The sequence below is a fragment of the Streptomyces sp. genome (genome assembly GCF_031181555.1).
GTDB classification, from domain to species: domain Bacteria; phylum Actinomycetota; class Actinomycetes; order Streptomycetales; family Streptomycetaceae; genus Streptomyces; species Streptomyces fimbriatus.
The window spans coordinates 15,816-39,637 of the sequence record NZ_JAPSKQ010000028.1; the positions used below are offsets into that span (position 1 = coordinate 15,816).

21 protein-coding genes are annotated in these 23,822 nt (G+C 72.6%); 11 read left to right on the forward strand and 10 right to left on the reverse strand.

What is annotated here, in order from left to right:
* Positions 1-12: 12 nt before the first annotated feature.
* Positions 13-1,083: an ATP-dependent DNA ligase gene (locus RIM90_RS08790; RefSeq protein WP_309060029.1), complete on the reverse strand. Its 1,071-nt coding sequence runs from the start codon at positions 1,081-1,083 to the stop codon at positions 13-15.
* 85 nt (positions 1,084-1,168) lie between these two features.
* Between RIM90_RS08790 and ligD the strand changes: the two genes are divergently transcribed.
* Positions 1,169-2,191 carry a non-homologous end-joining DNA ligase gene (ligD, locus tag RIM90_RS08795; protein ID WP_309060030.1) on the forward strand — a complete coding sequence of 341 codons (1,023 nt, stop codon included), beginning with the start codon at positions 1,169-1,171 and terminating at the stop codon, positions 2,189-2,191.
* 10 nt (positions 2,192-2,201) lie between these two features.
* On the opposite strand, the gene RIM90_RS08800 is transcribed toward ligD, so the two are convergent.
* Entirely contained in the window at positions 2,202-4,391 is a 2,190-nt protein-coding gene (locus RIM90_RS08800) for an OmpL47-type beta-barrel domain-containing protein (RefSeq protein ID WP_309060058.1), read from the reverse strand.
* Between the two features lie 23 nt (positions 4,392-4,414).
* Entirely contained in the window at positions 4,415-6,916 is a 2,502-nt protein-coding gene (locus RIM90_RS08805; protein WP_309060031.1) for a ThuA domain-containing protein, read from the reverse strand.
* 201 nt (positions 6,917-7,117) lie between these two features.
* Between RIM90_RS08805 and RIM90_RS08810 the strand changes: the two genes are divergently transcribed.
* The 4 genes from RIM90_RS08810 to RIM90_RS08825 all read left to right on the forward strand — a co-directional run bounded on the left by RIM90_RS08810 (position 7,118) and on the right by RIM90_RS08825 (position 10,567).
* A complete protein-coding gene (locus RIM90_RS08810) occupies positions 7,118-8,104 on the forward strand; it encodes a multicopper oxidase domain-containing protein (protein ID WP_309060032.1) in 987 nt (328 codons plus the stop codon).
* An 86-nt stretch (positions 8,105-8,190) separates the two neighbouring features.
* Positions 8,191-9,231 carry a LacI family DNA-binding transcriptional regulator gene (locus tag RIM90_RS08815; RefSeq protein WP_309060033.1) on the forward strand — a complete coding sequence of 347 codons (1,041 nt, stop codon included), beginning with the start codon at positions 8,191-8,193 and terminating at the stop codon, positions 9,229-9,231.
* Positions 9,232-9,360: 129 nt separating this feature from the next.
* Positions 9,361-10,155: a VOC family protein gene (locus tag RIM90_RS08820; protein ID WP_309060034.1), complete on the forward strand. Its 795-nt coding sequence runs from the start codon at positions 9,361-9,363 to the stop codon at positions 10,153-10,155.
* A gap of 166 nt (positions 10,156-10,321) precedes the next feature.
* A complete protein-coding gene (locus tag RIM90_RS08825; protein ID WP_309060035.1) occupies positions 10,322-10,567 on the forward strand; it encodes a WhiB family transcriptional regulator in 246 nt (81 codons plus the stop codon).
* A gap of 131 nt (positions 10,568-10,698) precedes the next feature.
* On the opposite strand, the gene RIM90_RS08830 is transcribed toward RIM90_RS08825, so the two are convergent.
* The 4 genes from RIM90_RS08830 to RIM90_RS08845 all read right to left on the reverse strand — a co-directional run bounded on the left by RIM90_RS08830 (position 10,699) and on the right by RIM90_RS08845 (position 16,772).
* A complete protein-coding gene (locus RIM90_RS08830; RefSeq protein WP_309060036.1) occupies positions 10,699-11,673 on the reverse strand; it encodes an acyl-ACP desaturase in 975 nt (324 codons plus the stop codon).
* Positions 11,674-11,888: 215 nt separating this feature from the next.
* A complete protein-coding gene (gene ddaH / locus RIM90_RS08835) occupies positions 11,889-12,665 on the reverse strand; it encodes a dimethylargininase (protein ID WP_309060037.1) in 777 nt (258 codons plus the stop codon).
* A gap of 191 nt (positions 12,666-12,856) precedes the next feature.
* Entirely contained in the window at positions 12,857-15,136 is a 2,280-nt protein-coding gene (locus tag RIM90_RS08840; protein WP_309060038.1) for an excinuclease ABC subunit UvrA, read from the reverse strand.
* A gap of 10 nt (positions 15,137-15,146) precedes the next feature.
* On the reverse strand, positions 15,147-16,772 hold the full coding sequence (locus RIM90_RS08845; protein ID WP_309060039.1) for an ABC-F family ATP-binding cassette domain-containing protein: 1,626 nt from the start codon (positions 16,770-16,772) through the stop codon (positions 15,147-15,149).
* 323 nt (positions 16,773-17,095) lie between these two features.
* Here RIM90_RS08845 and RIM90_RS08850 point away from each other — a divergent pair, with 323 nt between their 5' ends.
* A complete protein-coding gene (locus RIM90_RS08850; protein ID WP_309060059.1) occupies positions 17,096-17,767 on the forward strand; it encodes a GPP34 family phosphoprotein in 672 nt (223 codons plus the stop codon).
* Positions 17,768-18,224: 457 nt separating this feature from the next.
* Here RIM90_RS08850 and RIM90_RS08855 read toward each other — a convergent pair whose 3' ends face one another.
* On the reverse strand, positions 18,225-18,638 hold the full coding sequence (locus tag RIM90_RS08855; RefSeq protein ID WP_309060040.1) for an SsgA family sporulation/cell division regulator: 414 nt from the start codon (positions 18,636-18,638) through the stop codon (positions 18,225-18,227).
* A 431-nt stretch (positions 18,639-19,069) separates the two neighbouring features.
* Here RIM90_RS08855 and RIM90_RS08860 point away from each other — a divergent pair, with 431 nt between their 5' ends.
* Together RIM90_RS08860 and RIM90_RS08865 are read left to right on the forward strand one after the other, a co-directional pair.
* Entirely contained in the window at positions 19,070-19,393 is a 324-nt protein-coding gene (locus RIM90_RS08860; protein WP_309060041.1) for a plasmid stabilization protein, read from the forward strand.
* A gap of 124 nt (positions 19,394-19,517) precedes the next feature.
* Entirely contained in the window at positions 19,518-20,210 is a 693-nt protein-coding gene (locus tag RIM90_RS08865; RefSeq protein WP_309060042.1) for an endonuclease V, read from the forward strand.
* 43 nt (positions 20,211-20,253) lie between these two features.
* Here RIM90_RS08865 and RIM90_RS08870 read toward each other — a convergent pair whose 3' ends face one another.
* The gene (locus tag RIM90_RS08870; RefSeq protein WP_309060043.1) at positions 20,254-20,451 is read right to left on the reverse strand and encodes a hypothetical protein; all 198 of its coding nucleotides are present in this window, start codon (positions 20,449-20,451) and stop codon (positions 20,254-20,256) included.
* 266 nt (positions 20,452-20,717) lie between these two features.
* Between RIM90_RS08870 and mmpA the strand changes: the two genes are divergently transcribed.
* Complete coding sequence (mmpA, locus tag RIM90_RS08875; RefSeq protein WP_309060044.1) at positions 20,718-20,864, forward strand: morphogenic membrane protein MmpA; 147 nt, start codon at positions 20,718-20,720, stop codon at positions 20,862-20,864.
* Positions 20,865-20,888: 24 nt separating this feature from the next.
* On the opposite strand, the gene RIM90_RS08880 is transcribed toward mmpA, so the two are convergent.
* Positions 20,889-22,067 carry a saccharopine dehydrogenase NADP-binding domain-containing protein gene (locus RIM90_RS08880; RefSeq protein WP_309060045.1) on the reverse strand — a complete coding sequence of 393 codons (1,179 nt, stop codon included), beginning with the start codon at positions 22,065-22,067 and terminating at the stop codon, positions 20,889-20,891.
* A gap of 90 nt (positions 22,068-22,157) precedes the next feature.
* Between RIM90_RS08880 and RIM90_RS08885 the strand changes: the two genes are divergently transcribed.
* Both RIM90_RS08885 and RIM90_RS08890 read left to right on the forward strand, forming a co-directional pair.
* Positions 22,158-22,538, forward strand: a complete 381-nt coding sequence (locus RIM90_RS08885) for an MmcQ/YjbR family DNA-binding protein (protein ID WP_309060046.1) — start codon at positions 22,158-22,160, stop codon at positions 22,536-22,538.
* Between the two features lie 132 nt (positions 22,539-22,670).
* The gene (locus tag RIM90_RS08890; protein ID WP_309060047.1) at positions 22,671-23,816 is read left to right on the forward strand and encodes a CaiB/BaiF CoA-transferase family protein; all 1,146 of its coding nucleotides are present in this window, start codon (positions 22,671-22,673) and stop codon (positions 23,814-23,816) included.
* Positions 23,817-23,822 lie beyond the last annotated feature (6 nt).

Consider the following 23,822-nt stretch of genomic DNA (forward strand, 5'->3'; position numbering starts at 1 on the left):
GCCGGACATGCCCTAGGAACCGCCGCCGAGGACCTCCGCCAGGTCGTACCGGACCGGCTCCTCCAGTTGCGCGTAGGTGCAGCTCTCGGGGGTGCGGTCCGGGCGCCAGCGGCGGAAGCGGGCGGTGTGCCGGAACCGCTGCCCGTTCTCCATGTGGTCGTAGGCCACCTCGGCCACCCGCTCCGGCCTGAGCGGCACCCAGGACAGGTCCTTCCGCCCCGACCAGCGGCTCGGCGCCCCCGGCAGGCGTGCCGTCTCGTGCGCCGCCTCGTCCGCCCAGGACGCCCAGGGATGGCCCGTCACGTCGTCCGTGCGCAGCGGCTCGAGCTCCTCGACCAGCTCGGCGCGCCGCTTCATGGTGAAGGCGGCGGACACGCCCACGTGCTGCAACGCGCCCTTGTCGTCGTACAGCCCGAGCAGCAGGGAGCCCACCACCGGGCCGCTCTTGTGCCGGCGGTAGCCGGCGACGACGACGTCCGCGGTGCGCTCGTGCTTGATCTTGAACATGACCCGCTCGTCCTGGCGGTAGCGCAGGTCCAGGGGCTTGGCGACCACCCCGTCCAGACCCGCCCCCTCGTACTGCTCGAACCACCCCCGGGCCACCTCGATGTCCGTCGTCGCCGACGCCACGTGGACCGGAGGGGCGACCCCCCGCAGTGCCCCGGTCAGCAGGGCCCGCCGGTCGGTCAGCTCCGCGTCCAGCAGCGACTCGTCCCCCAGCGCCAGCAGGTCGAAGGCGACGAACGAGGCCGGGTTCCGCCCGGCCAGCGCCCGCACCCGGGAGTCCGCCGGGTGGATCCGCTCGGCGAGCGCGTCGAAGTCCAGCCGTCCCTCCCGCGCGACGACGATCTCCCCGTCCAGCACGCACCGCTCGGGCAACCGCTCCCGCACCGCCGCCACCAGCTCGGGGAAGTACCTGTTCAGCGGCTTGCCGGTACGGCTGCCCAGCTCCACCTCGGCCCCGTCGCGGAACACGATCGCCCGGAATCCGTCCCACTTCGCCTCGTACTGCATGTCCGGCGGGATCCTCGCCACCGATTTGGCGAGCATCGGCTTCACGGGCGGCATCACCGGCAGATCCATGCTCCGATTCTGCGCGCTCGCGCCCGCTGCCGCCCGGTGTCCTGCCGGTGTGCGGGGTGCGGGCGATGCGCCTACCGTGGCTCGCATGGGTGACGCGGTGCAACTCGAGGTGGCCGGCCGCACCGTACGGCTGACCAGCCCGGACAGGGTGTTCTTCCCGGAGCGCGGCTTCACCAAGCTGGACGTCGCCCGGTACTACGCCGCCGTCGGCCCCGGCATCCTGCGCGCGCTCAGGAACCGGCCGACCACCCTGGAGCGCCATCCGGAGGGCGTGACCGGCGAGTGGTTCTTCCAGAAACGGGCCCCGAGGAACATGCCCGACTGGATCCCCACCGCCCGCATCGCCTTCCCCAGCGGCCGCACCGCCGACGAGATGTGCCCCACCGAGGAGGCCGCCGTGGTGTGGGCCGCCCAGTACGGCACCCTCACCTTCCACCCCTGGCCGGTGCGCCGGGACGACGTCGACCATCCCGACGAGCTGCGCATCGACCTCGATCCGCAGCCCGGCACCGACTACGAGGACGCCGCCCGCGCCGCCAACGAACTGCGCGCGGTGCTCGACGCGCACGGTCTGCGCGGCTGGCCCAAGACCTCCGGCGGCCGGGGCCTGCACGTGTTCGTCCCCATCGAGGCGCGCTGGAGCTTCACCGAGGTCCGCCGCGCCGCCATCGCGGTGGGCCGCGAGATGGAGCGCCGGATGCCGGAGCGGGTGACCGTCAAGTGGTGGAAGGAGGAGCGCGGCGAGCGCGTCTTCCTGGACTACAACCAGACGGCCCGCGACCGCACCGTCGCCTCCGCCTATTCCGTGCGCCCCCACCCGCACGCGCCCGTCTCGGCGCCGCTGCGCTGGGAGGAGGTCGCGGTGGCGCGCCCGCGGGACTTCGACCTCGCGACCATGCCCGCGCGCTTCGCCGAACTCGGCGACGTGCACGCGGACATGGACGATCACGCGTTCTCCCTCGAGCCCCTGCTCGAACTCGCCCGCCGCGACGAGCGCGACCACGGTCTGGGCGACCTGCCGTACCCGCCCGAGCATCCGGCGATGCCGGGGGAACCCAGGCGGGTCCAGCCGAGCCGGGCCAGGAAGCCAAAACCCCCGGCCTCCTGACCCGTGGGGACTACAGTTCCCTGATCCGGACGTCCCGGTACGAGACCACGTCCGTCGTGCCGTGCACCTGCAGTCCGATGTAACCGGAGGCGAACCGCCGCCCGTCCGTGCCCGGGTCGTCCGAGCGCGGCGGGGAGAAGTCCTGGCCGCCGGTGTTGTCGAACTCGTTGATCAGCACGCCGTTGCGGTAGACCGAGTAGTGCTGGTCCACCACGCGGATCTCGTAGTCGTTCCAGGTCCCCTTCTGCGTCACGCCCGCGCCGGCCAGGCCGACCCGGTCGAAGCCGTAGACCGAGCCCGTCTTGTACATGTCGCCGGTGGGCGAGTCGAACACCTGCACCTCGTGCCCGTACTTGATGGCGACCCACTCCGGCCGCGACTCCTCCGGGTGGTCGTGGACCTGCGGGAACCGCACGAACACACCGGAGTTGGCGTTGCCGGTGCCCGGTGCGTCGTCCCGCCACTGGAGCCTCAGCGAGAAGTCGCCGTACTTGCGCTCGGGGAACCACAGCATGCCCAGACCGGGCCTGCTGGTGCCGGAGGTGATCGACCCGTCCGGGTTCAGCGCGAACGAGCCGCCGCCCACCTGCTCCCACCGGGCGAAGGACTCCTCGGTGCCGTCGAGGATCTTGCGGTAGCCCTCGGTCTGACCCGGCCTGCCGATCCCGGACTGGCGGGCGGCCCTGTCGATGGCCCGGTACTCCCGCCTGTCGACGACCCCTTCCTTCTCGAGCGCGTCCAGGACGGTCCTCACGTGCTTGAGGAACAGCGCCTGCGAGGTCCACTCCTTCTCGTCCTCGATCAGCTCGCCGATCCGGCACCGGTTGTTGGTGACCCGGTTCGGCACGCCCGAGTCGACGGTGCCGACGAACACCGTCAACCGCTCGTCGTACTCGGGACAGTTCGGCGCGGGCACCCCGCCGTCCGCCACGACCGTGAAGCTCACCGTCAGCGGCTCGGAGGTGTTGCCCGCCCTGTCGGTCGCCCGGTACGCCACGGTGTGCCGGCCCGCCCGGTCGACGACCACGGGCCCGGTGTACGCCAGGTAGGGGCCGCCGTCGAGCGAGTACTCGATGCCGGCCACGCCGGAACCGCCCTCGTCGGTGGCGCTGACGGTCACCGTGGCGTCACCGACGTAGGCGCCGTCCGAGTTCCTCGTGCCCTCCACGGTCACGCCCGTCACCGGCGGGGTGGTGTCCTGCGGGGGAGCGGCGACGACGGTGAACTCCACGCTCTTCCCCGCCGAGACGTTGCCCGCCTTGTCGGTGGCGCGGTAGCGCACGGTGTGCGTGCCGGGCCGGTGCACCATCACCGGCCCGGTGTACGCCTGCCAGGCGCCGTCGGCGCCGAGCGCGTACTCGATGGTGTTGACGCCGGAGCCGGTGTCGGACGCGGTGACGGTGACCGTCGCCATGTCGATGTAGGCGCCGTCGTCGTTCTGCTCGCCGTCCACCGTCGCCGAGGTCTCGGGCGGGGCGGTGTCGTCGGACGGCGGGGCGACGACGGTGAACTCGACGCTCCTCTCCGCCGAGACGTTGCCCGCCCTGTCCAGGGCGCGGTAGCGCACCGTGTGCGTGCCGACCCGGTCGACCACGACCGGCGCGGTGTACGGCTGCCAGGCGCCGTCGGCGCCGAGCGCGTACTCGATCCGGTCGACGCCCGAGCCCTCGTCGGTGGCCTCGATGCCGACGCTCGCCGAACCCACGTACGCGCCCTCGGCGTTCCGCGTGCCGGTCACCTCCGCCGTCGCCTCGGGTGCCGTGGTGTCCTCGCCTCCGCCCTCGGTCACCGTCAGGACGCCCTGCATCTGGCTGTGGCCGGGGATCGTGCAGTGGTAGAAGTAGCGGCCCGGGGTGAGCGTGACCTCGGCGGTGTGCCGGCCGCCCTGGGCGTCGCCCGGGTTGGCCAGGATGTTCAGCTGGACGTCGTTGTTGAATTCCGGGTCCGACGTCACGAACGTCAGGGTGTGCGGCATGCCGGTGGTGTTGCCGGTGGCCGCGCTGTTCTCGAAGACGATCGTCGCCGGGCCCGCCACCGCCGTCGCCGGTGCCGACAGGTATCTGTCGATGTCGTTCCCGGCGGTCCAGGTCAGTACCTGCTGTGCCGCCTCGGTGTCCGCCGCCTCGGGCTCGCCGGCCGCGGAGGTCGTCGCCTGCAGGCCGAGCATCATCAGCAGGGCGGCCAACAGGGCGGCCCACATTCTTCGTTGCCGTATCACTGGTCTCATCCGGCCTTCCTCGCCAGCTGACCGGCGGCCGGGGTGGGCCCGCCGCCCGTGTAGGTGACCCGCCAGAGCGCGGACCTGGAGTCGGAGGTGAAGAAGCCGCGGCCGTAGTCGAGGACGTACAGCGCCCCGTCCGGGCCGAACTTCCAGTCCATCAGGTTCTTGATGCCGTCGTTGCCGATCGGCACGATCTTCTTCAGCGACTCGGAGTGCACCGGCAGACCGCCGTCCCCCTGCGTCCTCGGGTCCATGAGCACCGCGTTGCGCGGCTGGTCGGCGTCGTAGAAGTCGCCGACGAACCACTTGCCGTCCCAGTAGGCCGGCCACTTGGTCCCGTTCGTGTTCGCCTCGTCGTAGCGGTAGACCGGCCCGTTCATCGCGGCCTGGCCGCCGCCCTTGAGCCAGGGCAGCCTGTAGGTGGCCTCCTCCGCCTTGTACGACGGGACACCGTTCGCGTCCCGGGGGAAGTCCGGACCGCCGCCCTGCGGCGAGTACCAGATGTTGTTGCCGGTCACCGGCGGCAGGTTGACCAGGCCGTCGTTGTTCGGCGACTCGTTCTTCGGGCGGTCGCAGTCGTACCAGCCGAGCGGCTTGGACGGATCCGGCAGATTGCGGTCCCGGTAGGGCTGCTTGTCGCCCATGCAGTACGGCCAGCCCCGGTTGGACGCCTTCGTGATCACGGCGAACGTGTCGTACTTCGCCGGTCCCCAGGTGGGCGACGGCTGACCCGCGTCCGGGCCGACCCAGCCCGCGTAGAGGACGTCGGTCGTCTTGTCGACGAAGATGCGCGCCGGGTTGCGCACCCCCATCACGTAGATCTCGCCGCGCGTCTTCCCGCCGCCCTCGGCGGTCTCCTTCCCGGTGAACAGGTTGCCCTCGGGGAGGGTGTACGTCCCGTCCGGCTCCGGGTGGATGCGCAGGATCTTGCCGTTGAGGTTGTTGGTGTTGCCGGCGGTGCGGCGCGCGTCCGCGAAGGAGACGCCCTTGAAGTTCGGCTCGGGGTTGTTGCCCGAGTAACCGCCGCTGAAGCCGCTGGAGTTGTTGTCACCGGTGGCGATGTACAGGTTGCCCTTGGAGTCCCAGGCCATCCCGCCGCCCGCGTGGCAGCAGCTGTGGATCTGCACCGGCCACTTCAGCAGCACCTTCTCACTGGCGAGGTCCAGCTTGTTCGTGGCCCGGTCGAGCGTGAAGCGGGAGACCCGCCGCTCGGCCATGCGCGTGTCGCGGTCGATCCCGGAGTGGGGTGTGTAGTGCAGGTACACCCAGCCGTTCCGCTCGAAGTCCGGGTCCAGCTCGATGCCGAGCAGGCCCTCCTCGACCTTGGTCAGCTCGTCGCCGCCGCCCTTGTTGCCGAAGACGGTGAGTGCCCCGGCGAGGGTGACCTTCCCGGTCCTCGGATCGTAGACGTGGATCTCGCCCCGGCCCTTGCCGATGTCGGGGTCGTTCCAGTCGGTGACCACCGGCTGAGAGGAGTCGGCGCCGCCGCGGCCGATGTAGAAGACCCGGCCGTCGGGGGCGGTGACCAGGCCGTGCGGTTCACCGATCTGGTCGTTCTGCCCCGGCTGGTTGGGCCGGGTCAGCCGCTCCGCCTTGTAGTTGCCCGTGATCGTCGCCTTGCAGTCGGCCTGCACGAGCCGGGTGGTCCACAGCAGGGCACCGCGCAGGTGCTCGCGGAAGTCGGTCTCGTCGTACGACGACACCGTGCCGCCCATACCGGTGTAGAAGGACCGGCCGCCGTCGTAGTCACGGCACCAGCTCACCGGGTGGTCCCAGCCGTTGGCGCTCGCCCCGGGCCCGTACGTCGACTCGCGCACCCTGGCGACCGTGTGCACCTCGCCGGACGGGTTCTCCACCCAGTTCAGCCACTTGTCGGGCCGCTTCCACTGCAGGGGCAGGCCCTTGGTCGCCGGATGCCGCCGGTCGCCCACCTCGACGGTGGCCCGCTGCACCTTGTCCGGGCTCGACGCGGCCGGGCGGGCGCCGATGAGACCGGTGAACCAGTCCGAGTACGGCTCCGCGCGGGCCGCGTCGTGGAGGCCGACGAAACCGCCGCCGGCCTCCATGTACGCCTCCAGGCCCGCCTCCTGGTCCGGGTCGAGGACGTCCCCGCCGCCGGTCAGGAACACGATCGTGTTGAAGCGCCCCAGCCGCTTGCCGTCGGTGAAGACCGAGGCGTCGTCGGTGGCGGTGACCTTGAACCGCTGGTCCGCCGGACCGGACAGGCCGATCCTCTCGATCGCCTCGATCCCCGCGTTCACGAGCGGCGACTCGTCGCCGCCCGCCGCCGAGCCGTGGAACAGCAGCACACGTACGTTCGCGCCACCCGGGGGCGACGTGATGGACATCGTTGTCAGGGACGGATCCGGCGCCGGGCGCGCACTGGCGGCGGGACCCGACAGCAGCCCGGCGGCGACGATGCCGGCGGTGACGCCGATCGCCCAGGTGCGGCGTCCCGTTCCGGTCGCTCTCGTGCCTCTCGTGCTCAACCTTCGTAAGCGCATGGGTTCTTGATGCGATGTGAACCGCATGTGGCCACCCACCCCTCCTCGGTCGCGGCAACAGCGTCAAGGAAGCTAGACCTCTTTGCGCCAGTCGCCAATACCTATGGCCGCAATGAAACGAACTTTGTCCTGAGTGTGGATAAACCATCGGGAGGTCGCTACGGTTTCACAGGTTCATGACAGCTACGTGGGGAGTTCGGCATGGACAGACGCGGCTTCAACCGGCGGGTGCTGCTGGGCGGCACGGCCGTCGCGACATCGTTGTCCTTCACGCCCGGGGCCGCGAGCGCCGCCGGACCGGCGAAGACCGCGCCCGCCGGAGGCGAGGTGAAGCGCATCAAGCTCTACGCCGAGCGGCTGGACGGCGGGCGGATGGGCTACGGCCTGGAGAAGGGCAAGGCATCGATCCCCGGCCCCCTCATCGAGCTCAACGAGGGCGACACGCTGCACGTCGAGTTCGAGAACACCATGGACGTACCCGTGAGCCTGCACGTCCACGGCCTGGACTACGAGATCTCCAGCGACGGCACCAAGCAGAGCAAGAGCGACGTCGAGCCGGGCGGCACCCGCACCTACACCTGGCGCACCCACGCCCCGGGGCGCCGCAAGGACGGCACCTGGCGGGCGGGCAGCGCCGGCTACTGGCACTACCACGACCACGTGGTCGGCACGGAACACGGCACGGGCGGCATCCGCAACGGCCTGTACGGCCCGGTGATCGTGCGCCGCAAGGGCGACGTGCTGCCCGACGCGACCCACACGGTCGTCTTCAACGACATGACGATCAACAACAGGCCGGCGCACACCGGCCCGGACTTCGAGGCGACCGTGGGCGACCGCGTCGAATTCGTCGTGATCACGCACGGCGAGTTCTACCACACCTTCCACCTGCACGGTCACCGCTGGGCCGACAACCGCACCGGCATGCTCACCGGCCCCGACGACCCGAGCCAGGTCATCGACAACAAGATCTGCGGTCCGGCGGACTCCTTCGGCTTCCAGGTGATCGCGGGGGAGGGCGTCGGCGCGGGCGCCTGGATGTACCACTGCCACGTCCAGAGCCACTCCGACATGGGCATGGTCGGCCTGTTCCTGGTCAAGAAGCCGGACGGCACGATCCCGGGCCACGACCCGCACGAGCACCACCACGGCGCGGACTCCGGGGAAGGGCACGAACACGGCCACTGACCTCACCGTGAGAGATCCGAGAGCGCTCTCACCCCTCGGCCGCCCGGGGCTATCCTGTCCCGCAGCCGCAGGTGAGGAGCCCCGACGTGACCGAGACAGTGCCACGCCCCACGCTGGAGGCCGTGGCCGCGCGGGCCGGGGTCTCGCGGGCCACCGTCTCCCGGGTGGTCAACGGTGCCGACGGGGTCAGGGAACCCCTGGCCGAGCGGGTCAGGCGGGCCGTGGAGGAACTCGGATACGTGCCCAACCAGGCGGCCCGCAGCCTGGTGACGAAACGGCACGACGCCGTCGCCGTCGTCGTGGCCGAACCGGAGACCCGCGTCTTCGCCGATCCCTTCTTCGCCCGCCAGCTGCGCGGCATCAGCAAGGAGCTGACGGCCCACGACAACCAGCTCGTGCTGCTGCTCACCGAGGGCCGTGACGACCACGCCCGGGTCGCCCGCTACCTGGCCGGCGGCCATGTCGACGGCGCGCTGGTGTTCTCGCTGCACCTCGACGACCCGCTGCCCGAGCTCATCCAGCGCGCGGGCGTGCCGACGGTGTTCGGCGGCCGGCCCGGCTGGAGCGGCGGCAGGGACGGCGTCGTCTACGTCGACAGCGACAACCGGGGCGGTGCCCGGGACGCCGTCCGGCACCTGCTCGGCCTCGGCCGCGGCCGTATCGCGCACATCACCGGCGCCCTCGACCAGACCTCCGCGGTGGACCGGCTCGACGGCTTCCGGGACGTCATGGTCGACGCCGATCCGCGCCTGGTCGTGGAGGGCGACTTCACCCCGGCCGCGGGCGAGCGGGCGATGCGGGAACTCCTCGGTCGCTGCCCCGACCTGGACGCGGTGTTCGCCGCCAACGACCTCACGGCGGTGGGCGCCCTGCGCGTGCTGCGCGAGCACGGGCGGCGGGTGCCGGACGACGTGGCGGTCGTCGGCTTCGACGACATGCTGCCGATCGCCGAGCAGACCGACCCGCCGCTCACCACGGTCCGCCAGGACATCGAGGAGATGGGCCGCCTGATGGCCCGCCTCCTCCTGCGCGGCCTCGACCGCACCGCGGCCGCGCCGGAGAACGTGGGCGGCACCCCCTCCAGCGTGATCCTGCCGACGACCCTGGTGCGGCGCGCCTCCGCGTGAGGTCCGGCGCGCGCCGCGGCCCGTGCGGTCGGGCCGGACACGCCCGTTCGTGTGCTCCCGCGGCGAATCGCCGGCGGGCGGTGGAAGACATCGGCGGAACAGGCGGCGGGACCCTTCGCAGGAGGCACCATGCTCACCACCCGGTTCGTCGACGGCGCTCCGAACTGGATCGACGTCGGCACGTCCGACCTCGAGGGCGCCACGTCCTTCTACGGCGGTCTCTTCGGCTGGGAGTTCCGGCCGGCGGGGCCCGACGCCGGCGGCTACGGCTTCTTCCGGCTGGCCGGCAGGATCGTCGCGGGTGCGATGCGCACCACGCCGGAGCAGGGGCCGCCCGCGTGGACCGTCCACTTCCGGAGCCCCGACGCACAGGCCACGGCGCAGGCCGCCCGGCAGGCCCGGGGCAGCGTGCCCATGCAGCCCGTGGACGTGGGGGAACAGGGCAGGACGGCGATCCTCGCCGATCAGGCGGGCGTCCCCTTCGGCATCTGGGAGCCCGCCCTCCGCAAGGGCGTCGAGGCCGCCGGTGAGGTCGGCTCGCTGTGCTGGGTCGAGCTGTACACCCCGGACATCGCCCGAGCCGCCGCCTTCTACCACGCGGTCCTCGGCTGGGAGACCTCGGCGGTGACCTTCCCCGACGGCGTCTACACCTCCGTCACCCCCGCCGGGGCCGGGGAGGAGGGCATGTTCGGCGGCCTGGTCCCCCTGGCCGACGATCCCACGGAGGCGGAGTCCGGACAGCCGTACTGGCTGCCCTACATCGGGGTGGACGACCCGGACGCCGCCGTCGCCAGGGCCGTCGAGCTGGGCGGCCGGGTCCGGATGCCCGCCACCTCCCTCGCCGGGGTCGGCCGCCTGGCCCGCCTCGAGGACCCGTACGGCGCGCGCTTCGCCGTCCTCAAGGGGGATCCGCGGCAGGCCTGACGCCGTCCGCGACCCGGCGGGGAACAGGGCGGTCCCTCCGCGCGCCGCCGTGTGTTTCCCGCCCCGGTGACGCCATCATCGTGCGGACGCGGACGGACGAGCGGTGCCGAGCCGCGTTGATGCGGCGTTGATCGAACGTTTTTCGCCGCCCGGCACGCTTCTGGCCATGCACATCGAAACGTTCCCGTCGCCCGACCTGACCTGGCAGGAGGAGGCGCTGTGCGCGCAGACCGGGGGGGACTTCTTCTTCCCCGAGCCGGGCAGCTCGGTCCGTGAGGCCAAGCGGATCTGCGGTCTGTGCCCCATCCGCGCGGCCTGCCTCGACTACGCCATGGCCCACGACATGCGCTTCGGCGTCTGGGGCGGCCTGTCGGAGAAGGAGCGGCTGGAGCTGCGGCGGGTGAGCCGCTAGGGACCGGGGGCCGGGCCGGCCGGAGCCGCGGTCACGGCCCGGCCGGCCACCCGGGCATCGCCACCGGGGATGCGGGAGGTCGGCCCCGAGGCCCGCCGCTCCCCGACGACGTCAGCGGCCCACGGGCCGCCTCAGAGGGCCGCGCGCGCCGCCATCCGGGCCTTGCGGGCCGCCAGCTTCTCGTCGAACTTCCGTGCCTCCGCGTCCAGGCCGCCCATGAACACGCCGAGCTCCTCCTGCGCCTTGAGGCCCTCGGGACCGAGGCCGTCGATCTCCATGACCTTCAGGTGGCGCAGCACGGGCTGGAGCACGTCGTCGTGGTGGATGCGCAGGTTGTAGACCTCGCCGATGGCCATCTGCGCGGCGGCCCGCTCGAAGCCGGGCATGCCGTGGCCGGGCATCCGGAAGTTCACGACGACGTCGCGCACCGCCTGCATCGTCAGGTCGGGGGCGAGTTCGAAGGCCGCCTTCAGGAGGTTGCGGTAGAAGACCATGTGCAGGTTCTCGTCGGTCGCGATGCGGGCCAGCATGCGGTCGCAGACCGGGTCGCCGGACTGGTGGCCGGTGTTGCGGTGCGAGATGCGGGTGGCCAGCTCCTGGAAGGCGACGTAGGCGACCGAGTGCAGCATCGAGTGCCGGTTGTCCGACTCGAAGCCCTCGCTCATGTGCGCCATGCGGAACTGCTCCAGCTGGTCCGGGTCCACCGCCCGCGAGGTGAGCAGGTAGTCCCGCATCACGATGCCGTGCCGGCCCTCCTCGGCCGTCCAGCGGTGCACCCAGGTGCCCCAGGCGCCGTCCCGGCCGAACAGGGTGGCGATCTCGTGGTGGTAGCTCGGGAGGTTGTCCTCGGTCAGCAGGTTCACCACGAGTGCGATCCGGCCGACCTCGGTGACCTTGGACTGCTCCTTGTCCCAGGCCTCGCCGTCCTCGAAGAGACCGGGGAAGTTGCGGCCGTCGCTCCACGGCACGTACTCGTGCGGCATCCAGTCCTTGGCGACCTTCAGATGCCGGTTGAGCTCCTTCTCGACCACTTCCTCCAGGGCGTACAACAGCCGCGCGTCGGTCCAGACGGACGGGCTGCCGAGGTGAGGGGAGGTGAGCGTCACGAAAACTCCAGGGGGGACGGTGCAGGGTACGACGGGACCGGCGAGCGGTGCCGGAACCTACGGAATCGTAGGCTACGTAGCCGTAGGTTACGTAGCCGTAGGTTAAGGGTGCCGTAAAGATCGCTGATCAGGCCGTACGGCCGCGAAGACTTCCCGGGCGCGTCCGGGCCCGGAACCGCAGGCCCACGAGCCGTGCGGCCGGGGAGGGCCACCGGTCAGGCGTACAGCTCCCGCAGGCGCACCGAGAGGCAGGTCACACAGCCCTCGAGCTTCTCGAACTCGCCGATGTCCACCAGGACGGGCGCGTAGCCGAGGTCCGCGAACAGCTCCGCGGTCCTCGGCGCGCTCGACGCCATCAGCAGCTTGTCCCCGCCGAGCAGCACCACATGCGCCCCGGACTCCTCCGGCACCGGCAGGAAGCGGGGGAACAGCGACGGCGTGTCCACGGCCGGGACGTGCCCCACGACCGTCCCGTCCGGCAGCGCCGTGACCGCCGACTTCAGGTGCAGCACCCCGGTGACCGGCACGGCGACCACCCGCGCGCCCAGCGGCTCGAACGCGGCCCGCACCTGCTGGACCCCGGCCGCGTTGGTGCGCCCGCCGCGGCCCACGTACACGGTGTCGCCGATCTTGAGCACGTCGCCGCCGTCCAGCGTGCCCGGCTCCCGGACCCAGTTCACCGAGCAGCCCAGGGACGCCACGGCCTCCTCGACGCCGGCGGTCTCGTCGCGCCGGGACTCGGCACCGGGCCGGGCGATCAGCGCCACGTTCCGGTACATCACCACCGTGTCCTCGACGAACACGGAGTCCGGGCAGTCGTCGGCCGGGGCCACCTCGACCGTCTCCCAGCCGTGGGTGCGCAGCGCCTCCCCGTACGCCTCCCACTGCTCCACCGCCCGGCCGACGTCCACTCCCTCCCGCTCGACGTGCGTCACCAGCCCTTCGGCCAGGCGGGGGCTGGGGCGGCGGATCAGGGCCTTCTTGCTGGACACGAGCGTGACTCCGTATCGGATGGGGTGTGTCGGTACCGCGCCGGGGGCCTCCCGCGGGTGGCCGGGACTCACCCGGGCGCCGGCGGACCATCATGCAGGGCGAACCGGGACGGGACCACCCCCGGCGGCGATGAGGTGTACCCGCGGGTAACGGATCCCGCCGGCCCGCGCGCCCGCGGCGGGCCCCCGTGTCACCGCCCCCGCACGGCCCGCCGCAGATGCTCCCCGGTGAACGACTCCCCGGCCGCCAGCAGGTGCTCCGGCGTCCCCTCGAAGACCACCCGCCCGCCGTCCCGTCCGCCGTCCGGCCCGAGGTCGATCACCCAGTCGGCACGGGCGATCACGTCCAGGTTGTGTTCGACCACGACGACGGTGTTGCCCGCGTCCACGAGCCGGTCCAGAAGGGCGACGAGACCGTCCACGTCCGCCATGTGCAGCCCGGTGGTCGGCTCGTCCAGGACGTACACCACCCCTTTGCGGTGCAGCCGGGTGGCGAGCTTGATGCGCTGCCGTTCCCCGCCGGACAGCGTGGACAGCGGCTGCCCGAGGGTGAGGTACGTCAGGCCGACGTCCCGCAGGGCGCGCAGCCGGCGGCGTACGCCCGTGTCGTCGAAGAAGTCCAGCGCCTCGTCGGCCGTCATGCCCAGGGCGTCGGCGATGGAGCGGCCGCCGACCGTCAGCCGCAGCACCTCCTCCTTGAAGCGCCGGCCCTCGCAGTCGTGACAGGTCGTGGTCACCGGGTCCATGAAGGCGAGGTCCGTGTGGATGATCCCCCGGCCCTCGCAGGTCGCGCAGGCGCCGGCGGAGTTGAAGCTGAACAGTCCCGGTTCCCGGCCCGTCTCCCGCGCGAAGATCTTCCGTACCGTGTCCATGATCCCGAGGTACGTCGCCGGGGTGGACCGCGCGGAGATCCCGATGGACGACTGGTCGACGACCACCGCGTCGGGGTGGACGGCGGTGAACTCGGCGACCAGCGTGCTCTTGCCGGACCCGGCGACCCCGGTCACCGCGGTCAGCACCCCGGTCGGGAACCGTACGGTGACATCGCGCAGGTTGTGCCGGTCGGCGCCCTTCACCCACAGTTCGCCGGTCGCCTCCCGGACCGCGTCCTTGACCGCCGTGCGCCGCCCGAGGCACCGTCCGGTCAGGGTGCCGGAGCGGGCCAGTTCGCCCGGCGTCCCCTCGAACACCACGCGGCCGCCCCCGGCGCCCGCACCGGGGCCCATGTCGACGACATGGTCGGCCAGCGCGATGACGTCGGGGTCGTGCTCGACGACCAGCACGGTGTTCCCCTTGTCCCGCAGCCGCAGCAGCAGTTCGCCGAGGCGGTGCACGTCGCGCGGGTGCAGCCCGACGCTGGGCTCGTCGAAGATGTACGTCATCCCGGTCAGGCTGGACCCCAGGTGCCGCACCGTCTTCAGCCGCTGGCCCTCGCCGCCGGAGAGGGTGGACGTCTCCCGGTCGAGGCTGAGGTAGCCGAGGCCGATCGTCTCGATCCGCTCCAGCGCGGCGACGGCGGCCCCGGCGATCGGCCGGGCCACCGGGTCGTCGATCTCCCGCAGCACGGTGATGAGGTCGGTGACCTGCATCCGGGTGCAGTCGGCGATGGACAGCCCGCCCACGCGCGTCGCCAGCGCCGCCTCGTTCAGCCGGGCGCCCCGGCAGGCCGGGCAGGTGCCCTCGGCCAGGAACTCCCGCACCATGTCGCGGGTCTTCTGGCTCATCGCCGCCAGGTCCCGCTTCAGGTACAGCCGTTCGAACCGGTCGGCGAGCCCCTCGTACTCGGTGGTCCAGGTGCCGCCCGTGCCGTTCACGGTGACCTTGCTGCCGGGGCGCCCGCGCATCAGGAACTCCCGCTCGGCCGCGGTGAACTCGCGCACCGGCTTGTGCGGATCGAGCTCGTCGCTGTTCGTGTACGCCTGCCCCTGCCACGTCCCCGCGGCGAACGGCGGGAAGCGGACCGCCCCCTCGGCGAGGGAGCGGTCCGGGTCGAGGATGCGGTCCCAGTCCGGCCGTACGGTACGGCCCAGACCGTCGCACTCGGGGCACATGCCCGACGGGTCGTTGAACGAGTACGCCGTCGCCGGCCCGGCGCTCGGCGTGCCGTGCCGGGAGAACAGCACCCGGATCACCGAGTACACGTCCGTCATCGTGCCGACCGTCGACCGGGAGTGGCCGCCGATGGGCCGCTGGTCGACGACGATCGCGGGGGTGAGGTTCTCCAGGGCGTCCGCGTGCGGCCGTTCGTACTTGGGCAGCCGGTTGCGGACGAACCAGGTGTACGTCTCGTTCAGCTGCCGCTGCGACTCGACCGCGATCGTGTCGAAGACGACCGACGACTTCCCCGATCCCGAAACGCCGGTGAACACGGTCAGCCGGCCCTTCGGGATGCGGAGCGTGACGTCCTTGAGGTTGTTCTCCCTGGCCCCGGTGAGGGTGATGAACTCGCTGGACTCGTTCGACTGGCTCATGCCGCCGACGCTAGGCGGGATACCCGACAGTTTCTGTCGTGATTTCCTTCAGTTCTCCCTCCTCCATCAGCAGCCATCGGGTGATCCCGATCGATTCCAGGAACGGCAGGTCGTGACTGGCCACGATCAGCGCCCCCTCGTACGACTCCAGCGCCGTGGTGAGCTGCCGGACGCTCGCCATGTCGAGGTTGTTGGTCGGCTCGTCCAGCATCAGCAGCTGCGGCGCGGGCTCCGCCAGCATCAGCGCGGCCAGTGCGGCGCGGAACCGCTCGCCGCCGGACAGGGTCGCCGCCTTCTGGTCGGCCCGGGCGCCCCGGAACAGGAAGCGGGCGAGCCGCGCCCGGATCCGGTTGTTGGTGGCGTCCGGAGCGAACCGGGCCACGTTCTCCGCGACCGTCAGCCCGTCGTCGAGGACGTCGAGCCGCTGCGGCAGGAACCGCAGCGGGACGTGCGCCGCCGTCTCGCCCGACACCGGCTCGAGCTCCCCGGCGATCGTGCGCAGCAGCGTCGTCTTGCCGGCGCCGTTGCGTCCGATCAGCGCGACCCGCTCCGGTCCCCGCAGCTCGAAGCCGCCGTTCACCCGGGCGCCGTACACGAGCCCGAGGTCCTGGAGGGTGAGCACGGTACGCCCGGGCGGCACGGCCGTGTACGGCAGGTCGACACGGATCTCGTCGTCGTCCCGCACGGCCTCCACCGCCTCGTCGAGCCGTTCCCGGGCCTCGGCGAGCTTCTCCTCGTGCATGATGCGGTGCTTGCCCGCGGACACCTGCGCCGCGCGCTTGCGCGCCCCCATGACGATCTTCGGCTCGCGCTTCTGCTCCCACATCTTCTGCCCGTACCGCTTGCGGCGGGCCAGCTTGACCTGGGCGTCGGCCAGTTCGCGCTTCTGCTTGCGCAGGTCCGCCTCGGCGACCCGCACCATGCGCTCGGCCGCCTCCTGTTCGACGGCCAGCGCCTCCTCGTAGGCCGAGAAGTTGCCGCCGTACCAGGTGACCTCCCCGGAGTGCAGATCCGCGATCTGGTCGACGAGCTCCAGCAGTTCGCGGTCGTGGCTGACCACGACCATCACGCCCGGCCAGCCGGCGACGGCCGCGTACAGCCGCCTGCGGGCGTACAGGTCGAGGTTGTTGGTGGGCTCGTCGAGCAGCAGCACGTCCGGCCGGCGCAGCAGCAGCGCGGCCAGCCGCAGCAGCACCGACTCGCCGCCCGACACCTCGCCGACCGTGCGGTCCAGCCCGATGTGCCCGAGGCCGAGTTCGCCCAGCGTGGCCAGGGCGCGCTCCTCCACGTCCCAGTCGTCGCCGACGGTGTCGAAGTGCTCCTCGGTCACGTCGCCCGCCTCGATGGCGTGCAGCGCGGCCCGCTGTGCGGCGATGCCGAGCGCCTCGTCGACCCGGAGCGTGGTGTCCAGGGTCACGTTCTGCGGCAGGTATCCCACCTCGCCGGCCACGCGGACGGTGCCGTCGGTCGGTGCGAGTTCACCGGCGATCAGCTTCAACAGGGTTGATTTCCCCGATCCGTTGACGCCGACCAGCCCGGTCCGGCCGGGGCCGAAGGCGACGTCGAGGTCCTCGAAGACGGGGGTGCCGTCGGGCCAGGTGAAGGCGAGGGACGTACAGGTGATGGATGCTGACATGCGGGCCTCCGCGGTTGCTCGGGGCGGTCAGGGGCAAACGCGTATGGAGACACCGCGCGACGACGACCGGCAGCCGGAGGGAGGTCCTGGGCATGAGATAGAGCCCTGCCGCACAGGGATCGCAAGGACGGCTCGAACGCCGAGGTCGCACGCGACGCACACACCTCACCGGTGTGACGTGGTGTCTCAGAACCTCAGACGAGCAACGTCCTTCTCCATTCGACGGCAACAGAACCGTTGTACACCGTACGGCCGGCCGGATGGGCTGTCAACGCCATTTCCCGGCCCACGATCCGACCCCCGAGGAGACCCCCGTGCGCCCCGTGCCCGACGGATCGCTCTCACTGCCGGCCCGGCTCTATCTGCTGGCCTGGGACACCGGGCGGCGGGAGGTCGCCGACCCGTCCCACCTGCCCCCTCTGGTGCGGGCCGGGGCCCTCGCCGACCTGGCCCGGCGCGGTCTGCTGATCGACGACGAGGGCATCACCACGCCGCTCGACCTGGACTCGCGCACCGGGGACGCGGCCCTCGACGGGCTCCTGGAACTCGTCAGCGAGTCCTGCCCGCACTCCTGGCGCACCTGGGTGACGCTGCGGGCCCGCCACACCCTCGACGCGGTCCGCGAGCAACTGGTGGCCGAGGGGGTGCTGCGGGCCGAGAAGCGGCGGGTCCTCGGTGTGTTCCCCTCCGTGGAACACGTCCTGGACGGCGTGGCCCGGGTGCGGCACCTGCAGCGGGAGGCACGGTGGATCCTCGACGGCCCCGTACCGGCCGCGGACGTCTCCGAGACGGACGCGGCGGTCGTCGCCCTGGGGGCCGCGGCGGGGCTGGGCGTCCTGCTGCCGGGCCGGGACCGTGCCGGCTGGGAACGGCGTGTCGAGGACCTGGCCGGACGCGGCGGGGCCGCGACACCCGCACTGGGCCGGATCGTCCGCGAACTGCGCACCGCGCTGACCGCCGCCAGGCCGGCGCCGTCGCTCACTCCCGGTGGATGAAGCCCCGGCGCTCGGCCCGCCCGCGAGTGCCGAGGACCGGCCTCGCCGGCGCACCGCCCGCCGACGTGCGGTCACGCCCGGCCGTGTCCGAAGACGCCCGGCGGGGTCCGGGGGAACCCGCGTCGGCCGTCGGCGCGCCCGTCGGCGCGGACACCGGGAGCGGCTCCCCCCGAGGACGCCCTCCACGACGCGGGACGGGGTCCGTCGCGCCCCGCCGCCGACGGGGTCCTCGTCCCCGGGGCCGTCGACCCGGGGATCACCGGGAACTCGCCGCCGGAACCGACGGACCGCTGGACGTGACGGCAGGTCCCGGCGCACGCCCCGGTCCGCCGTGCCGCACGGGAGCCGTTCGACGCGGGGACGTACGACGCCCCCGGCGAGGCACCGGACCACGGCACGCTCGACGCGCCGACGGGCGGCGGGAGTCGGGCCGGCCGGTACGTCCGTCCCGGCCCCGTCAGGCGTCGCGCATCAGCTCCGCGAGGTCGCGGTCCAGGTCGAGCTGGAGGTGTTCCAGGCCGGCCGGCACCAGCTCGCTCGTGGCCTGGAGGAACCGGCGCACCTCGCCCGAGCGGACATGCACGACGGCGGTGCCCTCGGGGGCGTGGAACTCCAGCACGGTGCGGTCGTAGCCGTACGGCCGCACCCGTACGTCGCCGTGGCCCTCGGGACCCCGCAGCCCCGCGGTGAGCAGCTCGCGGGAGAAGGTCCAGCAGACCTCCACGCCCTCCAGGGTGGCGGGTGCGGGGAAGGTCATGCGGACGGCGAACGGGTCGTTCCGGTCGTAGCGCAGGGTGGCGGGAATGTTCGGCATCCGCGGTGCGGCGGCGACGAGACGGGCCTCGACGGGCTGCTCGATGACGGTGGACAACGCCTTGCTCCCTCGTGACGGCTGGACGGGCTTCCGGGGCGGATCGGGCCGGCTACTGGAAGAGACGACGGAATCAACCAATCCGTGCACACGGAGACCGAGTGACCTCTGTCACCGCCTTCATGCATCCGAGCGGCGCGGCCCTCCTCGCGTGCTCCGCAAGGCATTTGTGCCGCTCACCGGAACTCCCGTCCGCCGGGCACGGCCGTCTGGACGGCACCGGGGCGGTGGACGGGCGTCGCCCCCCCCCACGAGGTGCTCGGGGAGCACGCGACCGGCGAGAGCGACGCACCGCCGCGCCCCCGACCGCGGCTGCTGGGCGGCGGGGGAGAAGGCGAGGGTCGCCCGCCTGGAGCACTGACGCGCGAAGGGGTCCTGTTTGCCGCCGGCGTGGGTACCCGTTCGCTGAACACGAGAGGAAGTGAGCGGACATGCCACGTGGTTCCGGTTCCAAACGGGAGCGTCAGTACGAGCACATCAAGGAGAGCGCGCAGGACCGGGGCGAGAGCACGGGACGCGCCAAGGAGATCGCCGCGCGGACGGTGAACAAGGAGCGCGCCAGGTCCGGCGAGTCCAAGAGCGCGAGCCGCACCTCGACCAAGGACATGTCGTCCGGCGAACGGGGCGGCCGGCGGTCCGGCAAGGGCTCCCGGGGGCCGACCTACGACCAGCTGTACGAGGAGGCCAAGCGCCGCGGGGTCGAGGGCCGTTCGCACATGAACAAGAGCCAGCTCCAGCGGGCGCTCGGCAAGTGAGCCGCCTCCGCACGGACCTCCGCCGGCGGTGACGTCCGCCTTCCCGCCGGCGGGGGTCCCCCGCGTGGGGGGACCGGGGACGCCCTCCGCGCGGAACGCGCACGCCCCGTAGGCTCGGGGCATCATGACGATCGTAGGCATACCGGCCGACTGGCCCGAGACCGAGGAACAGGCCCGCGCCGTCCAGGACGGACTCCGCGCGCGGGTGGTGCTCGACGAGCCGGGCCCGCCGCCCGGGGCGGGCCGCGTCACCGGGGTCGACGTGGCGTACGACGACGAGCGGGACGTCGTCGCCGCGGCGGCCGTCGTCCTGGACGCGGGGAGCCTCGACGTCGTCGCCGAGGCCACGGCCGTCGGGCGGATCTCCTTCCCGTACGTGCCCGGACTGCTCGCCTTCCGTGAGCTCCCCACCGTCCTCGCCGTCCTCGACGCCCTGCCCTGCCCGCCCGGGCTGGTCGTCTGCGACGGCTACGGTCTCGCGCACCCCCGCCGCTTCGGCCTCGCCAGTCACCTCGGCGTCCTCACCGGCCTGCCGACGATCGGTGTCGCCAAGAACCCCTTCACCTTCACGTACGACGACCCGGACACCCCGCGCGGCAGCACGGCACCGCTGCTCGCCGGCGGCGAGGAGGTCGGCCGGGCCCTGCGCACGAGGGACGCGGTCAAGCCGGTCTTCGTCTCGGTCGGCCACCGCGTGAGCCTCGCCAACGCCTGCGCCCACACCCTCGCGCTGACCCCCGCCCACCGCCTCCCGGAGACCACCCGCAGGGCGGACGCCCTGTGCCGCAGGGCGCTGCGCGAGGCGGCCGGGGTCTAGGTCCCGGCCGCCGCGGAACCCAGGATTCCTTCCCCCTCTCGGCCTACCCCTCGGCCTCCGTCTCGATCGCCCACCGCCCCACCTCGCGGTACTCCGAGTCGTGGATCACCGATCCGTCGCCGGGCTCCAGTGGGTAGTGGCGCAGGTTCCCCGCCCAGTACCGCAGGATCCGTCCCAGCTCCCCGGCGGGGTCCTTCGCCAACGCTTCGCCGTCCATGGTGACTTCGAGAAGAAATCGCATGCCTTCAAGGATTTCATTGAACTCCCCGTTGGCACTTCGGGGACCGGTCTCGTCGGCCGACCTCGGGATGTCCGGCTGAACCGGCACGCAAGTCTCAAGCCGGGAGGACACCGAGTGCGCCGCGGGGCCCGGAGCCCCGAGTGCGGGGGCGCCGGTCGTGAGGTGCCGCTCCTCCGTCACCGCGCGTACCGGTCCGGGGCACTCATGCGCGAACTGAGTACGTGTACGGATGCCCGGCCGCCACCCCCGTCGGCAGGCTGGGGCGCATGACGACGCACCGCGCCCCCAAGCCTGCCGCGCCCTCCGTCCAGCCCGTCGAGCGGGCCGTGACGATCGGGCTGGCCCTCGCCGTCCTGGCCGGACTCGGCTGGATCGCCGGGATGATCTACACCGTTCTGGAGTGGCCGCTCTAGCGCCGCCCCGGCCCGGACCGCCCGTCAGCGGTCCGCGGCGACGCGGAAGCGGATCCCCGCGCTCTGCAGCCGCTCGATCAGCGCGTCGCCCATCGCCACCGCCGTCGTGACCTGTCCGGACGTCTGCGGGAGGTCGTCGAGGGCCAGGCAGAGCGCCCCCTCGGCGAGCATCTTCGCCGTCTCGTCGTAACCGGGGTCACCGCCCGAGACCTCCGTGTACACCCGCCGTCCGCCGCCCTCGCCCACGAAGCGGACGGTGAACCAGCTCCGGGCGCGCTTCTCGGGGCCCGGCCCGTCACCGGGCCTGAGCCGGTCGGAGAGCCGGCGCCGCGCGGGAGGCAGTTGGGCCGCCGCCACCAGCGCGCCCACGGCCGCGATCCCGCCGACCGCCACGGGGAGGCGGCGGACGGCCGCGTAGTGCCGGTAGCGGAAGTCGGGGCCGTACCGGTCGAGCACCCTCGCCGACCGGCGTACGATCTGCGCGTCGATGGTCGGCAGCGGCAGGGCCCAGGCGCCCACCTCCGGGGCGTAGCGCGGCGCACCCGACGGTGCCGAGACCCGGCGGCCCACCAGCCGCGGCTCGTGCCGCCGGCGGTCCCGGGCCGCCGCGCGGAGCTGCCGGGGCCGGGCGAACTGGCCCAGCGCCGAGGCGAACGTCCCGCCCGAGAAGGCCGCGTCGACGGTCACGAAGCCGTCCACGGTCAGCGGCACCCCCTCGGGCAGCCGGCGCACGGTGAAGTAGGCGCCCAGGTCGTGCGGCACCGAGTCGAAGCCGCAGGCGTGCACCAGCCGCGCGCCGGTCTCCCGCGCGCGTGCGTCATGGCGGACGTACACCAGGTCCACGAACTCGGGCTCACCCGTGAGGTCGACATAATCCGTGCCGGTGTCCGCGCAGGCGGCGACGAGCGCCTCGCCGTACTCCACGTAGGGGCCCACCGTCGTGGCCACCACGCGCGCGTGCTCGGCGAGTTCGCGCAGCGAGGCCGGGTCGGACACGTCCGCCCGCAGCTGACCGACCTCCGCGCCACCGGGCAGCCGCTCGCGCAGCCGCTCCAGCTTCCCCGCGCTGCGGCCCGCGACCGCCCAGCGCAGCCCGGCGGGTGCGTGGGCGGCGAGGTACTCCGCGGTGAGCGTCCCGACGAAGCCGGTGGCTCCGAGGAGCACGATGTCGTACGGACGGTCCGTCCTGTTCAGCCTGCTCATGACACCCCTTGGTCGTGCAGCCGCGCCGCTGTCGGTGGCCGAGGCTAGCGTGAGGGATGCGGAGCGCGACGACGAGCCCGGAGGAAGCCGATGACCGTGCCCAGGAACGCCCTGAGGAAGTGGGAGAAAGTGCGCGAGTACGCCCTCGGTCTGCCCGGAGCCGCCGAGGAGCATCCCTGGGGCGAGACCGTCGCCAAGGTGAACCGGAAGGTGTTCGTCTTCCTCGGCGTCGACGACGGCAGCCGTCCGCTGGGGATGACCGTGAAGCTCACGGACGAGACGGCGCACGCCCACGCGCTGGCCTGCCCCGGAGCCGAGCCCGCCGGGTACGGGCTGGGGAGGTCCGGCTGGGTCGGCATCCCGCTGGAGCCCGAGGGCGCCCCGGACGCCGAGCTCCTGTGCGACTGGGTGGAGGAGAGCTACCGCACGATCGCGCCGAAGCGGCTGGCGGCGGAGCTGGACGCACGCTGAGGCGGGCGGAGGTCCCCCCGCCCCCGTAAAGTTGCTAAGCGCTTGCTCGCCCGGTCTTGTGCCGGGTGGAACACGTTCTTAGCATCGCTGGTGTTACATCGGTTGTGTCACAGTCGGAGCGGAGAGCTGCGGATGACGGAAGCGAAGCCACCGGGGCACGGCCCGCTCACCGGCGTGCGCGTCGTCGAGCTGGCCGGTATCGGGCCCGGCCCGTTCGCCGCCATGCTCCTCGCCGACCTGGGCGCCGACGTCGTCCGCGTGGACCGCCCCGGCGGCCCGGGACTCGGCATCGACCCGGCGTACGACGTCACCAACCGCAACAAACGCTCCGTGATCGTCGACCTGAAGGCACCCGACGGCGCCGCGCGCGTCCTCGACCTGGCCGAACGCGCCGACGTCCTGGTCGAGGGCTACCGTCCCGGTGTCGCCGAGCGCCTCGGCGTCGGCCCCGAGGACTGCCACGCCCGCAACCCGCGCCTGGTCTACGGCCGGATGACCGGCTGGGGCCAGCAGGGCCCCCTCGCCGACCGCGCGGGGCACGACATCGCGTACATCGCCCTCACCGGCACCCTCGGCATGATCGGCGACCGGAGCGGGCCGCCGGCCGTCCCGGCCAACCTGCTCGGCGACTACGCGGGCGGCTCCCTCTATCTCGTCGTCGGCGTCCTCGCCGCCCTGCACCACGCGCGCGCCACCGGCACCGGGCAGGTCGTCGACGCCGCCATCGTGGACGGCGCCTCCCACCTCTCCGCGATGATCCACGGCATGCTCGCCGCCGGCGGCTGGCAGGACCGGCGCGGCGCCAACCTCCTCGACGGCGGCTGCCCGTACTACGGCACGTACGAGACGGCCGACGGCCGGCACATGGCGGTGGGCGCGCTCGAGCCGCGGTTCTACGGCGAGTTCCTGCGCCTGCTCGGCATCGAGGACCAGGCCGCCGCCCACACGGACGTCACCCGGTGGCCGAAGCTGCGCGAGCAGGTCGCCGCACGCTTCAGGACCCGCACCCGCGGCGAGTGGACGGCCGTCTTCGAGGGCTCCGACGCGTGCGTGGCGCCCGTGCTGTCCCTGCGCGAGGCCCCGCACCACCCGCACCTGGCCGCCCGCTCCACCTTCACCGACCACGGCGGCATCACCCAGCCCGCACCGGCCCCGCGGTTCTCCGCGACCCCCACCACCGTCCGCACCGGGCCCGCCCGGCCGGGCGCCGACACCGGCGGTGTGGCCCGCGACTGGGACGTACCCCGACTGCTGTCCGCGCCCCGAAACCCTCAGTGAAAGGCC

Excerpts from the sequence above, each read along its gene's own strand:
- mmpA (WP_309060044.1), top strand. The coding sequence starts at position 20,718 with ATGACGACGCACCGCGCCCCCAAGCCTGCCGCGCCCTCCGTCCAGCCC.
- RIM90_RS08840 (WP_309060038.1), bottom strand. The coding sequence starts at position 15,136 with ATGAGCCAGTCGAACGAGTCCAGCGAGTTCATCACCCTCACCGGGGCC.
- RIM90_RS08805 (WP_309060031.1), bottom strand. The coding sequence starts at position 6,916 with ATGCGCTTACGAAGGTTGAGCACGAGAGGCACGAGAGCGACCGGAACG.
- RIM90_RS08825 (WP_309060035.1), top strand. The coding sequence starts at position 10,322 with ATGCACATCGAAACGTTCCCGTCGCCCGACCTGACCTGGCAGGAGGAG.
- RIM90_RS08870 (WP_309060043.1), bottom strand. The coding sequence starts at position 20,451 with ATGCGATTTCTTCTCGAAGTCACCATGGACGGCGAAGCGTTGGCGAAG.
- RIM90_RS08810 (WP_309060032.1), top strand. The coding sequence starts at position 7,118 with ATGGACAGACGCGGCTTCAACCGGCGGGTGCTGCTGGGCGGCACGGCC.
- RIM90_RS08885 (WP_309060046.1), top strand. The coding sequence starts at position 22,158 with ATGACCGTGCCCAGGAACGCCCTGAGGAAGTGGGAGAAAGTGCGCGAG.
- ligD (WP_309060030.1), top strand. The coding sequence starts at position 1,169 with ATGGGTGACGCGGTGCAACTCGAGGTGGCCGGCCGCACCGTACGGCTG.
- RIM90_RS08890 (WP_309060047.1), top strand. The coding sequence starts at position 22,671 with ATGACGGAAGCGAAGCCACCGGGGCACGGCCCGCTCACCGGCGTGCGC.
- RIM90_RS08860 (WP_309060041.1), top strand. The coding sequence starts at position 19,070 with ATGCCACGTGGTTCCGGTTCCAAACGGGAGCGTCAGTACGAGCACATC.
- RIM90_RS08800 (WP_309060058.1), bottom strand. The coding sequence starts at position 4,391 with ATGTGGGCCGCCCTGTTGGCCGCCCTGCTGATGATGCTCGGCCTGCAG.
- RIM90_RS08880 (WP_309060045.1), bottom strand. The coding sequence starts at position 22,067 with ATGAGCAGGCTGAACAGGACGGACCGTCCGTACGACATCGTGCTCCTC.
- RIM90_RS08865 (WP_309060042.1), top strand. The coding sequence starts at position 19,518 with ATGACGATCGTAGGCATACCGGCCGACTGGCCCGAGACCGAGGAACAG.
- RIM90_RS08790 (WP_309060029.1), bottom strand. The coding sequence starts at position 1,083 with ATGGATCTGCCGGTGATGCCGCCCGTGAAGCCGATGCTCGCCAAATCG.
- RIM90_RS08845 (WP_309060039.1), bottom strand. The coding sequence starts at position 16,772 with ATGTCAGCATCCATCACCTGTACGTCCCTCGCCTTCACCTGGCCCGAC.
- RIM90_RS08820 (WP_309060034.1), top strand. The coding sequence starts at position 9,361 with ATGCTCACCACCCGGTTCGTCGACGGCGCTCCGAACTGGATCGACGTC.